The following is a 12,558-nucleotide window of genomic DNA, read 5'->3' as shown; positions in this document are numbered from 1 at the left end:
CCCATGCCCGACGCCACAAGCCTGGGCACCTTGCTCGTGCTCGCATTGGTCGACTCCATGAGCTTCGGCACGCTGCTCATCCCCATCTGGCTGCTGTTGGCACCGGGCCGGATGCGCCCGGGGCGAGTGCTGCTGTTCCTGCTCACTGTGACGGCGACCTACTTCGCCATCGGGGTGGCTCTCCTCGCAGGTGCCACCGCGCTGATCGACACGGTCAAAGGGCTGCAGTCCTCAGATGCCTTCCTGATCGTTCAGCTCGCAGTCGGGGTCGGCCTGTTCGTCATCAGCATCCGGATGGACAACAAGGGCGCGAGGGAACGAGCCGCTGAACGGGCGGCGAACGGCGAAGGGCGCATCTCACGGTGGCGGGCGAAAGCGATGGGGGAGGGCGCGAGCTCGGCCCGCTCGACAGCAACCCTGATGGCACTGGCGGCCACCGCAGTCCTAGCGGAAGCCGCGACGATGGTCCCCTACCTCGCGGCAATCGGAATCATCACCGTCCAGGGTCCGGGTCGGCCCGGAGACACTGCCCTGCTGGCTGGGTACTGCCTCGTCATGATCGCCCCGGCTCTCGCCCTGACGATCGGGCGAGGCATCGCCAACTCCGCTCTCGAGGGGCCGCTGAGCACGCTCGATCGCTGGCTCACCCGGCATGCCCACTCCACGACGGCATGGATCATCGGCATCGCCGGCGCGATCCTCGCCCTCCGAGCCATATCCGCGCTGGAGTGGATCGGCGGATGAGCAACACGCCGTCTTCATCCAGAGCTGCCCCGACCGTCGACACCCACCGAACTATCAGGAGACTATCGATGAATAGGACACGCGCTCTCCCCATCCGACCGGCCAACAGGTTCTTCCCTGTCGCGGCTACCTTGCCCCTCGTCATAGTACTTGGCCTGGTCGGCTGCACCACAGAAGCGTCGAATGCCGATCCAGAGACCAAGACCTTCCCCTGGTCCGGCGAGACCTTGATTCTCAAGACGAATGAAGTTGCCACAGATGTCATCGCAACCGACCGTGCGGATATCCAGGTCACCCGCTGGTTCGAGCACACGGCAGGCGTCAAACGGCTCAAGTGGGAACTCGACGGCAACACCCTGGAGATCGATGCCGGGTGTCACGGCATCGCGATCTGCGACGCCCGCTTTGAAGTCGAGGTGCCACAGGACCTCCAAGTCGAACGGGACTGATGAACTTTCACAGCCGCAGACCCATCAGCCCACAACCCATACACCGCCAACGGTCAGAGCCGGTCACGGTCGGGCCGAAGAACAACCACTGAAAGGAAAGAACTCATGCGAGCAGTAGTAGAAATCATCGGAATCGTTCTGATGATCAACGGAGTCGGCGGCTTGTGGAGCGACGACTTCGGACTCCTGAACCGGCTCGCCGATGGCACAACGCTCACCGTACTCCAAATAGGAGCAACCGCTGTAGGTGCAGCATTGATCGGCGGAAGCCTGCTGGGACGAAAGAACGCGAAGCAGCGCCAACGAAAGACCACAAAGCTTGATGACTGACGGAGAGCCGCGCCATTGCATCATTCGATGGTGGCAAAATTGATGTCACACTCTCGCCAGACGGTTTGTCGGAGACCCCAGAAGTCACGACTCCATCCGATCTATGTCGGACGCGCCGACATGCTGGAGTCTTCGCTCACATTGATCTTCGCGACCGTCGCCACCGACCGGTGGCATGCCGCGCCTTTATCGAGGTGAAAGGGGTGAACGGTACCGCGCGTACTGTGATCGACACATGAGCCCCGTCACTGTGGGCGGCTTTGGCCACGGTCGATGAGTAGTACGTCGAATCACCGCGCACCGACACCGAAGTGCCAGAGCGGATTCGAGTCGTGGTGGCTGACAGTGCGTTGAGTCCACGACTGCCTTGGCAGTCGAACCCGGCTCCCTGCTCCGACGCGGTATTGACATCGATGACAGTGTCGTCGACATCGACGAACTCCATCGCTTAATCGGTGTCTTCGCTGGCAGGCAGCAGCGGTGTGTGCTCGTTGAGGGTGGTCAGGTAGCGGGAGGAGATCGCGTCGAGTTGCCTGGCGTGACCGAAGGCAGATGAGCGCAGGAACGAGCCCAGCGTCGAGGGCGCGTGGACACGGTCGAAGAGATGCTTCATGCTGCCGTGGCGGAGGATGTTCATGTCATCGATCGAGTCCGCTCCGGCAGCCATTCCCGGGACCAGCCGGTTGGGCGGTGCAGGCGGCCCTCGACGACCTCATCACCGATCCGACGTACGATCAGCTCGCATGTCGGCTTCTGCGATCCGGGCAACGCCAGGGTTGACGCTCTATCGGCAAGAGGCTCTGGATGACACATTCCGTGCTGGTGCGAGGGCTGTCGAGGACGGCATGTCCCCGCAGGAGGCCTTGGCAGTCGTCCGGGATCGGCTGCTCCGCGGCGGGCGAGATGAACGCAGACGCCCACCGGAGACCCACCAGAATCACCCAGGGTAGGCCCGCCGATGAGCGACTGCGCTCTCGGAGCAGGCGAACCGTCCAGACCCCGTCACCACGAGGGAAATCGAGGGATTCCGAGACGACCGGGTTGAGGATCTGCACCTACGACCCCCACGGGTCGTAGGTTCAAGTGCTTCCGCTGCAACCGCTTGCCTCACAAGCTGGTGACAGGGGTTCCACTTGGATTCCGAGGCGTGCGGATTCGTCGCTGTCGTCCGACTGTGTTCGACGAAGGGGCGTACTCCCGACAGTCTGACCGGAATGCGAGATGATCACTCCGTGGCTCTGAGTCGCCGACCGTGCTCGGATAGGATCGTTCAACAGTTTTTCTCCGAGGTCAGAGGTGATCGTCAGTGTCGAACGTGCGTGGACGTCGAGTCGAATTCGATGATATCGACGAGAACGACCTCGTCATCAGCGAACCGAAGACTGCGGCAGCCGGACTCAAAGCCGGCGAAGTGGCTTTCGAACGCGGACTCAGACAAGGCGGCGCGAGCCGGACCGTACGGTCGATGTTCCGGGTCAACTAACCCGACGGCGTCGACTGCCCCGGATGCGCGTGGCCGGAGTCGATCACCGAGGACCGGAAGACGATCGAATTCTGCGAAAACGGCGCGAAGGCTCTCGCCGAGGAGAACACGACCCGCGTGGCGACACCCGGCTGGTGGGAACAGCACCCGATCTCCGTACTCGAAGAGAAGACGGAGTACTGGCTCGGCCAATCCGGTCGCATCACTCATCCGATGATCATCCGCGAAGGCGAGTCGCACTATTCGCCGATCTCCTGGGCCGAGGCGTTCGAAACCATTGCCGACCACATCCGCGCCACCGACCCTGACCGGTCGGTCTTCTACACCTCCGGTCGGACCCCGAATGAGACGGCATTTCTCTACCAGCTGTTCGCACGCAGCCTGGGCAAGAACAATCTTCCCGACTGTTCGAACATGTGCCACGAATCCTCAGGGACTGCGTTGTCTCCGACGATCGGCATCGGCAAGGGAACAGTGTCCCTCGAGGACATCGAGACGGCCGAACTCATCTTCGTCGTCGGCCAGAATCCGGGGACGAACCATCCGCGCATGCTTGGGTCCCTGGCGGAGTGCCGCCGCAACGGCGGGAAAGTGATCGCGGTCAATCCGCTGCCCGAGGCGGGACTGCTCCGTTTCAAAGATCCGCAGACTCCCAAAGGTGTGTTGGCCGATGGAGAACGGACGAGTGACGAGTTCCTGCAGATCCGGGTCGGCGGTGACCAGGCACTCTTCCAGGCGCTCGGGCATCTGCTGCTGAAGAAAGAGGCAGAGGCCCCGGGAACGGTCGTCGACCGGGAGTTCATCGAATCCTCCACCGACGGCTTCACCGCCTATGCGGAAGCCAGGCAGGAGCTCAACTGGGCAGAGACTGAACTGGCCACCGGCCTCGAGCGGGCCGAGATCGAGCACGTCGCGGAACTGTTGGCGAGTTCCCGGGCGACGATCTTCTGCTGGGCTCTGGGCATCACGCAGCAGCCACATTCGGTCGATACCATCAAGGAGATCATCAACCTGCTCCTCCTTCAGGGCAACTTCGGAAAGCCTGGGGCCGGGGCCTGTCCGGTGCGCGGGCACTCGAATGTCCAGGGCGACCGCACCTTCGGGATCTGGGAGAAGCCGCAGGAGGACTTCCTCCAGCGCCTCGACGACGAATTCGGAATCACGTCACCACTACAGTACGGGTACGACTCGACAGAGGCGATGCACGCGATGGAGCGAGGCGACGTCGACGTGTTCGTGTCCTTGGGCGGGAACCTGGCCATGGCCAACTCGGATACCGCCGCCATGGAGGCCGGACTCAAACGCACCGGCCTCACCGTGCACATCTCGACCAAGCCCAACCGCTCGCATGTCGTCCACGGAAAGACATCGATCATCCTCCCCACGCTCGGACGCACCGACAAGGATGACAAGCACCCCGGGGGAGCGCAGTTCCTCTCGGTCGAGAAGTCGATGTCGGTCGTCAGTCGCACCCAGGGGCGGCTCGAACCGGTCTCCGACCACCTCCTGGCCGAACCGGTGCTGCTCGCCCGGATGGCCGAGGCGGTCTTCGGACCCGACCACGTCATCGACTGGAAGGCGATGGCCGACGACTATGACGTCATCCGTGACCGTATCTCGCAGGTCGTGGAAGGCGCCGAGGATTTCAACCGGCGAGTGCGGGACAGGTACGGCTTCGTTCTGCCTAACCGCACCTTCGCGACAGCCGAAGGACGAGCGCAGTTCAGCACGCGCGAACTCGAGTATCTGCCGCCGCCGGAGGGCCACTTCGTTCTGCAGACCATGCGCTCACATGACCAGTACAACACGACGTTCTACGGGCTCGACGATCGGTACCGGGGCATCTCGGGCGGGCGCCGGGTGATTCTCATCAATCCTGCCGACCTCGGCCCCGCCGGTGTCGACGACGGCCAGCTCGTCGATGTCGTCTCGGTCTTCAACGGGGAGGAGCGACGGGCGGAGAAATTCCGGATGGTTGCCTATCCGACGGCGCGCGGCTGTGTCGCTGCCTACTATCCGGAGGCGAACGCTCTGGTTCATCGGGACCTCGTGGCCAGAGAATCGAACACTCCGGGGTTCAAAGCCGTCATGGTGCGGTTCGAGCCACGCGCCGATGACGAGGAGCCCGCAGAGGTGCACAGTCTCGTCGACGCACAGGCGTGAAACGCGCTCGAGCCGACGGATCTGCAGGTCTGATCGAGCGCCGTGTCTCTGTCGCCCGTCGCCGGGCCCGGACGACTCCCGGGTGAATGGCAGACGCCCACCCGCTGCGTAAAACCCGGCAGCAAGTGGGCGTCTACTCAATCAGTCCGGATCAGGCCCTGATAGGCCGTGCTGATCCCTGCAGATCAGGGTGACCTCGTTGGAGGTCAGGCGGCGGCCATCGGCGTGATCTCACGCAGCGAAGTGCCGGTGAACAGCACAACGCGGCCGGTCGCATCCTCGATCGTGATCTCACCAGGAGCCCGTCGGCTGATCTGGGGATCGATCATTCCTGCGTGTGCGAGTCCGCGCTGGACCCACTGTGGGAACTCAGACATGGTTCCCTCCTTTCTTCAATTGTGAATAGCAGGCAACGACGCGCGCTATTCTTCAGGTTCTCAAGTCGGCGATTGGGTGGTCGCCATGGGGATCTGCGAGTCGAAGAGACACAGTGTCCGGCACATTCATCTGCAAAGTCGAACCGTGATCGGGGCCTACGACCTCAAAAGCTTGTCGTCAGGAGCAACGCAACGATCGGTTCGATGAATGCGGACAACTTCGAACGTAAAGAAACAGCATAGCGCGCCCAAGCTCGGATTGTCCACCTGAGCGCAGAGTCGACGAATCAGGACAACGAAAACCTCGCCGAGGCGGCGCCCCGGATTTCCGAAATCCTCGCCGAGGCGGCGCGAAATATCCTTATCGTCGCCCCTGCATGCGCGCCCGCAGACGTGCCCACAGCACCACGGTGAGGACAAAGAGGACCACTCCACCGGCCAGGAGGCCGAGCGCGAGGGGGTTGTCCAGTGCCGCACCGAGGGTCTGGGCGGCCATCGACGGCTCCGACTCATCCGTCACTTTGGACTCCGCCGCACCGCTCGCATCCGAATCCGCGCCACCGGCATCACTCGAGCTGCCGGTGGCGGTGGGGACCGCCTCGGCGGTGGCCTGAACCCCGACGGGAACGGTCTGCAGCGATTTCGGGTCGGTCTGGGCGAAATCCCATTCGAGCAGGTCGACGGCGGCCTGACGCGAGTTGTTGTCGATGCCGAGCATCGTCGCGACCACACGGTGTCCGTCACGCTCGGCCACGGCCACATACGAACCCTTCGCGGCCCGGGTGAACCCGTTCTTCAGACCCAGCCCGCCGTCGACCTGGCCGACGATCTTCGTGTGGTTCTGGATCTCGTAGCCTTTGAACTTCTCTTTCGTCTCCGGGTTCGTCCCGCCCGGGAATTGATAAGTCTCTGTGCCGATGACTTTCATGAGGTAGTCGTCTTCGCACACCGCCCATGCGAGCTTCATGAGGTCCTCGGCGGTCGTGTACTGGCCCTTTGCGTCGAGTCCCGAGGTGTTCTTCGCCTGCGTATTCGACATGCCCAGCTCGGCAGCCTTCTCGTTCATCAGGTCCACGGCTTTGTACTGCCCGCCGGCTGCACGACCCAGAGCATTCGCCGCATCATTGGCGCTCGACATGAGCATCGCATGGAAGAGCAGGTCGATGGAGTATTTGTTCGTCTGCATGAGACCGACCTTCGTCCCATCGACTTCCATGTCCTCGAACTCGGCGGTCACCTTCTTCTTCTTGTCGTCGAACCCGTCGACGAGCGCGAGAGCCGTGAGCAGTTTGATCGTCGACGCCGGAGCGTGCCGCTTCTCCACATTCTTCGCCACATGCAGCTCCCCGGAGTCGAGGTCGCCGACAAGCCAGGACGTGCCCGTCGGCTTCGGCGGCTTCGCACCGTCACCGAGGTCGTCGGGACTGACATACGCCGGTGCTGTCGACTCCGCCGGCTGGGCCACCGCCTGCGCGGGGGCGGGGGAGTGGACGAGCTGGGCCGCGAGCACGAGCAGTGCGGCAGCGAAGCCGAGGACACGCAGGAGCGCGGCACGCGGTGAGGAAGCAGTCGAGCGGGTGAAACGCATGCGCCCCAGTCTACTTTCGCCGCAGGCAGCTCGTCCTCAGGATTCCCTCACCCTCTTCGAGGCGGCCCACACGAGAAGCGAGCGTCCGCCGGCAGCCCAGTCTGAAGCGGATAGCCCACGTTCAAATGTGGCCTATCCACCCTCGACTGGGCCACCTCCGCAAATGCATAGTTGAAGTCCAATAGCACATGTTCAAATCAGTGCTGTCTGACTTCAACCGTGTATTTGAGGAAGTTGTTCCCACCACCGAGGCGGCCCGATCCCACCGAGGAGGTCCCGCTAGACGGCCGCCAACCCGCTCAGAAGGGACGCAGACGAAAGCGGCCCCGCACCGTGTGGTGCGGGGCCGCTGCGGTCTGACTTGCGCTTACGCGATCAGAACGCGCGCTGCAGGATCGCCTGCTTCACCTCGGCGATGGCCTTGGTGATCTCGATGCCGCGCGGGCAGGCCTCGGTGCAGTTGAAGGTGGTGCGGCAGCGCCACACGCCTTCCTTGTCGTTGAGGACCTCGAGGCGCATGTCTCCGCCTTCGTCACGCGAATCGAAGATGAAACGATGCGCATTGACGATCGCGGCGGGACCGAAGTACTGGCCGTCGGTCCAGAACACGGGGCACGACGAGGTGCAGGCTGCACAGAGGATGCACTTCGTGGTGTCGTCGAAGGCCTCACGCTGTTCGGCCGACTGCAGACGCTCACGCGTGGGCTCGTGTCCCGAGGTGACGAGGAACGGCATGACCTCGCGGTACGACTGGAAGAAGGGCTCCATGTCGACGATCATGTCCTTCTCGAGCGGAAGACCCTTGATCGCCTCGACGGTGATCGGCTTGGACGTGTCGAGGTCCTTGAGCAGCGTCTTGCAGGCCAGGCGGTTGCGGCCGTTGATGCGCATCGCATCGGAACCGCAGACGCCGTGGGCGCAGGACCGGCGGAAGGACAGCGAACCGTCGATCTCCCACTTGATCTTGTGGAGGGCATCCAGCACTCGGTCGGTGCCGTACATCGTGACGTTGTATTCCTCCCAGTGCGGTTCCGAATCGACCTCGGGGTCGAAGCGGGCGATCCGGAAGGTGCAGTCGAAGGAAGGAATGGTTCCGCCTTCGCCCGACACGTGGGTCGGCAGGTCGATCTTCGACGCTGGCTCTGGGGTGGTATCGGTGCTCATCAGTACTTACGCTCCATCGGCTGGTAACGGGTGACGATGACGGGCTTCGTCTCCAGACGCATGCCCTTGATGCCGTCGGTCTCCGCTTCGGGATCGAGGTAGGTCATCGTGTGGTGCATGAACTTCTCGTCGTCACGATCCGGGAAGTCCTCGCGGAAGTGTCCTCCACGCGATTCCTTGCGGTGGATGGCGGCGACAGAGATGACCTCGGCGAGCTCGAGCAGGAAGCCGAGCTCGACGGCCTCGAGCAGATCGAGGTTGTAGCGCTTGCCGCGGTCCTGGATGCCCACGTTGTTGTAGCGCTCGCGCAGCTTGGCGATCTCGTCGAGAGCCTCACGCAGCGTCTCGTCGGTGCGGAACACCTGGACGTTGGCGTCCATGATGTCCTGCAGGTCCTTGCGGATCGCCGCGATGCGCTCGGTGCCGTCCGAGGTGCGCATCTTCTCGAGCATCTCGACGACTTCGGTCTCCGGGCTCTCGGGCAGCTCGACGAACTCGGCGGTCTGCGCGTATTCCGCGGCGGCGATGCCGGCGCGCTTGCCGAAGACGTTGATGTCGAGCAGCGAGTTCGTGCCCAGACGGTTCGAACCGTGCACGGACACGCAGGCACACTCACCGGCGGCGTAGAGGCCGGGGATGACGGTGTCGTTGTCGGCGAGCACTTCGGCTTCGACGTTCGTCGGGATGCCGCCCATCGCGTAGTGCGCGGTCGGGAAGACCGGCACCGGTTCCGTGTAGGGCTCCACACCGAGGTAGGTGCGAGCGAACTCGGTGATGTCGGGCAGCTTTTCGTCGATATGCGAGGGCTCGAGGTGGGTGAGGTCGAGCAGGACGTAGTCCTTATTCGGTCCGCAGCCGCGGCCCTCCCGCACCTCGTTGGCCATCGAACGGGCCACGATGTCACGCGGAGCGAGGTCCTTGATCGTCGGGGCGTAGCGCTCCATGAAGCGCTCACCCTCGGAGTTGCGGAGGATGCCGCCCTCACCACGTGCCGCCTCGGAGAGCAGGATGCCCAGGCCGGCGAGACCTGTGGGGTGGAACTGGAAGAACTCCATGTCCTCCAGCGGGATCCCGCGGTTGTAGGTCACGGCCATGCCGTCACCGGTCAGGGTGTGCGCGTTCGAGGTGGTCTTGAAGACCTTGCCGACACCGCCGGTGGCGAAGACGACCGACTTGGCCTGGAAGACGTGGATCTCGCCGGTGGCCAGTTCGTAGGACACGACTCCGGCCGGGCGCTTGACCCCGTCGACCTCGGTCATGAGGAGGTCGAGGACGTAGAACTCGTTGTAGAACTCCACGCCGTGCTTGACGCACTGTTGGTACAGGGTCTGGAGGATCATATGACCGGTGCGGTCTGCGGCGTAGCAGGAGCGGCGCACGGCGGACTTGCCGTGGTCGCGGGTGTGTCCGCCGAAGCGACGCTGGTCGATCTTGCCTTCGGGGGTGCGGTTGAACGGCAGCCCCATCTTCTCGAGGTCGAGGACGGCGTCGATGGCTTCCTTGGCCATCACCTCGGCGGCGTCCTGGTCGACCAGGTAGTCACCGCCCTTGACGGTGTCGAAGGTGTGCCATTCCCAGTTGTCCTCTTCCACGTTCGCCAGTGCGGCGCACATTCCGCCCTGGGCGGCACCGGTGTGCGAACGGGTGGGGTAGAGCTTCGTGAGAACGGCGGTGCGGGCGCGCTGGCCCGACTCGATCGCCGCACGCATGCCGGCGCCGCCGGCGCCGACGATGACGACGTCGTAATGATGTACCTGCATGTTTCTCCTTTAGGCCTTGCAGAACTCAGCCAGGACCGAGGGGTCCGCTCCGGCCGGGCAGGGATCGAACGTGAAGATGACGAGCGTGCCGAGCACGATGACGATGACCGAGGCGATGTAGAGGATCACCTGCAGGGACATGCGTGTGCCGGGCTTCTCGGAGTAGTCCATGATGATGGTTCGCAGACCGTTGGTGCCGTGCAGCATCGCCAGCCACAGCATGAGCAGATCCCAGATCTGCCAGAACGGGCTGGCCCACTTGCCTGCGACGAATCCGAAGTCGATGGCCTGGACGCCGTCGCCGGCCCACAGGTTCACGAACAGGTGGCCGAAGATGAGGATGACGAGCACGACGCCGGAGATGCGCATGAACAGCCATGCGAACATCTCGAACTTCGAGCGCGTCGACTTGTGCCGGGAGTAGCCGGTCCGCGGAGCCGGAATGGATGTTGTGCTCATGTCAGCCTCCGAAGGTGTGCATCAGCTGGCGGGGAATGAAGGCGATCATGATGATGAGCCACACAACCATGACTCCCCAGAACAGCTTCTTCTGATTTTTCGGGCCACTCTTCGAGAAATCGACGAGAATGACGCGCAGACCGTTGAACGCATGGAATGCGATGGCGGCGACGAGCGCGATCTCACCGAATGCCATGACCGGTGTCTTGTAGGTTCCGATCACTGCGTTGTAGGCCTCGGGCGAGACGCGGACGAGGGCAGTATCGAGCACGTGGACCAGAAGGAAGAAGAAGATTCCGACGCCTGTGACGCGATGCGCGACCCAGGACCACATTCCTTCGTTTCCTCGGTACAGAGTGCCCGTAGACGCTTTGGCCACGGAGCATCCTCCATCTTGATAATTCGGGTGTGTACGTCTAGAAACTACGCCGAAGACCGCTTCCGTGCCAGTCGAGACACGGGTGAGCGTCCCGGATCACACCGCAACCCTGGCAATTCCCTCAAAACTGGGATTCACCGTCTCACGGAATTTCATTTACATCACAGTCGTGTGCTCTAAATTGTCTCGTTCCCGTTCTGACCTGGTCAGCCCGGGAACACGGGCACACCCTCGCCGAGGCGGTCCTGAGGTGGGGAGATCCCCACCGGGCGCTTGGGGATCGGCTCATCCGACACGGCGGGCAACCTCGGGGAAGGTGTGCCCGAACTCTGAGACACTGAGATCGTGAACACGCACTTCCACGCCATCATCCCCGCCGGCGGATCCGGAACGCGCCTGTGGCCGCTGTCGCGTCGGGCGACGCCGAAGTTCCTCCACGATGTCCTCGGCCTCGGTCGCAGCCTCATCCAGGCCACCTGGGACCGCGTCGCGCCGATCGTCGGCGACGACAGAGTCTGGGTGGTCACAGGCGAGAGCCACTTCGATCAGGTCGCCGAGCAGCTGCCGCAAATCGCCCGCGGCCAGATCATCGCCGAACCCTCCCCGAAGGATTCCGCTGCCGCCATCGGTCTGGCCGCCATGCTCATCGCCCGTGAGGATCCCGAGGCCATCGTCGGATCGTTCTCCGCCGATCATTCGATCACGAACGTCGACGAATTCCGGCTCGTCATCGATCAGGCCGTCGCCGCCGCGGAGACCGGAGACATCGTCACGGTCGGCATCATGCCCCGCAATCCCGCCACGGCCTACGGCTATATCGAGACCGGTGACCTGCTCGGGCTCGACGGGGCGCCCACGGCCCGGCGGGCGCTGGCATTCGCGGAGAAGCCGGAGGCGAGCACGGCTCGTCAGTATGTGAACTCCGGCCGCTACCGCTGGAACGCGGGCATGTTCATCGCCAAGGCCTCCGCCCTGCTCGACATCCTCGCCGAGGAGGACCCGCCCCTCTATTCGGGGCTGGCCCGGATCGCCGAGGCCTGGGACACCCCAGACCATGACGAGGTCCTCAGTGCCGTGTGGCCCGGACTGGAGAAGCGAGCCATCGACTATGTGGTGGCCGAACCGGCAGCCGCAGCCGGTCGTGTCATCGTCATCCCCGGTGACTTCGGCTGGGACGACGTCGGCGACTTCGATTCGGTGGCCAGGCTGCGCCAGCCGGTTCCCGGGGAACCGCGGGGAGTGATCTCGATCGGCGGGAACACCGACCTGCTCGAGGTCGATGCCTCGGGAGTCGTGTTCTCCGAAGGACCGCGGACGGTGGCCATCGTCGGGCTCGATGACCTCGTCGTCGTCGACACCGACGACGTCCTGCTCATCACCTCCCGCTCACACGCCCAGGACGTGAAGAAGGCCGTGTCCCTCGCCGGTGAGCGCGGACTCGACGAACTGCTCTGATCCACAGTCGGCGCTCCCGGGGGAGTGGAGCGGGAAGTATGTCGAAATTGGTCGCAATGGGCACATTTATGACATCGAGTGCCTAGTGTCCTGCGCCGTAAATTCGTGTAAGAAGTTGTAGAATGGAGTATGCCTCGCACCGGTCGTCCGAAAGCTGAACTGATCCTCACCGATGAAGAACACCAGACGTTGACTCGCTGGTCCCGT

Annotated in this window: 10 protein-coding genes and 2 pseudogenes; 5 read left to right on the top strand and 7 right to left on the bottom strand. The window is 63.4% G+C overall.

Going from position 1 to position 12,558, the window contains the following annotated elements:
* Nucleotides 1-3: 3 nt before the first annotated feature.
* The 3 genes from BLIN9172_RS14230 to BLIN9172_RS14220 all read left to right on the top strand — a co-directional run bounded on the left by BLIN9172_RS14230 (nt 4) and on the right by BLIN9172_RS14220 (nt 1,523).
* Nucleotides 4-744 (top strand): GAP family protein, encoded by a 741-nt coding sequence (locus tag BLIN9172_RS14230; RefSeq protein WP_009885224.1) that lies wholly within the window; start codon nt 4-6, stop codon nt 742-744.
* Nucleotides 741-1,193 (top strand): hypothetical protein, encoded by a 453-nt coding sequence (locus tag BLIN9172_RS14225; RefSeq protein ID WP_145997972.1) that lies wholly within the window; start codon nt 741-743, stop codon nt 1,191-1,193. Before BLIN9172_RS14230 ends, BLIN9172_RS14225 begins: the two co-directional genes overlap by 4 nt.
* 105 nt (nt 1,194-1,298) lie before the next feature.
* A complete protein-coding gene (locus BLIN9172_RS14220; protein ID WP_009885226.1) occupies nt 1,299-1,523 on the top strand; it encodes a hypothetical protein in 225 nt (74 codons plus the stop codon).
* A 217-nt stretch (nt 1,524-1,740) separates the two neighbouring features.
* Here the strand turns inward: BLIN9172_RS14220 and BLIN9172_RS14215 are convergent.
* Nucleotides 1,741-2,220, bottom strand: a pseudogene (locus BLIN9172_RS14215) (IS1380 family transposase); the annotation flags it as partial.
* A gap of 618 nt (nt 2,221-2,838) precedes the next feature.
* Here BLIN9172_RS14215 and BLIN9172_RS14210 point away from each other — a divergent pair.
* Nucleotides 2,839-5,169, top strand: a pseudogene (locus BLIN9172_RS14210) (FdhF/YdeP family oxidoreductase).
* A 206-nt stretch (nt 5,170-5,375) separates the two neighbouring features.
* On the opposite strand, the gene BLIN9172_RS18195 reads toward BLIN9172_RS14210, so the two are convergent.
* The 6 genes from BLIN9172_RS18195 to sdhC form a co-directional block, all read right to left on the bottom strand.
* Nucleotides 5,376-5,546, bottom strand: coding sequence for a hypothetical protein (locus BLIN9172_RS18195; protein WP_009885231.1), 171 nt, complete (start codon nt 5,544-5,546; stop codon nt 5,376-5,378).
* Nucleotides 5,547-5,907: 361 nt separating this feature from the next.
* A complete protein-coding gene (locus BLIN9172_RS14205) occupies nt 5,908-7,134 on the bottom strand; it encodes a D-alanyl-D-alanine carboxypeptidase family protein (RefSeq protein WP_101555637.1) in 1,227 nt (408 codons plus the stop codon).
* A 375-nt stretch (nt 7,135-7,509) separates the two neighbouring features.
* Nucleotides 7,510-8,298 (bottom strand): succinate dehydrogenase iron-sulfur subunit, encoded by a 789-nt coding sequence (locus BLIN9172_RS14200; RefSeq protein WP_025778715.1) that lies wholly within the window; start codon nt 8,296-8,298, stop codon nt 7,510-7,512.
* Nucleotides 8,298-10,058, bottom strand: a complete 1,761-nt coding sequence (gene sdhA, locus BLIN9172_RS14195) for a succinate dehydrogenase flavoprotein subunit (protein WP_101555636.1) — start codon at nt 10,056-10,058, stop codon at nt 8,298-8,300. Before sdhA ends, BLIN9172_RS14200 begins: the two co-directional genes overlap by 1 nt.
* Before the next feature lie 9 nt (nt 10,059-10,067).
* Nucleotides 10,068-10,517: a succinate dehydrogenase hydrophobic membrane anchor subunit gene (locus tag BLIN9172_RS14190; protein WP_025778711.1), complete on the bottom strand. Its 450-nt coding sequence runs from the start codon at nt 10,515-10,517 to the stop codon at nt 10,068-10,070.
* 1 nt (nt 10,518) lies between these two features.
* On the bottom strand, nt 10,519-10,896 hold the full coding sequence (sdhC, locus tag BLIN9172_RS14185; protein WP_081770431.1) for a succinate dehydrogenase, cytochrome b556 subunit: 378 nt from the start codon (nt 10,894-10,896) through the stop codon (nt 10,519-10,521).
* A gap of 345 nt (nt 10,897-11,241) precedes the next feature.
* Here sdhC and BLIN9172_RS14180 point away from each other — a divergent pair, with 345 nt between their 5' ends.
* Entirely contained in the window at nt 11,242-12,351 is a 1,110-nt protein-coding gene (locus BLIN9172_RS14180; protein ID WP_101555635.1) for a mannose-1-phosphate guanylyltransferase, read from the top strand.
* Nucleotides 12,352-12,558: the final 207 nt, after the last annotated feature.

It is taken from the genome of Brevibacterium linens ATCC 9172, assembly GCF_900169165.1.
Lineage (GTDB): Bacteria > Actinomycetota > Actinomycetes > Actinomycetales > Brevibacteriaceae > Brevibacterium > Brevibacterium linens.
Note: the sequence above shows the minus strand (reverse complement) of the source record. Positions and strands in the feature narration are given on the sequence as shown.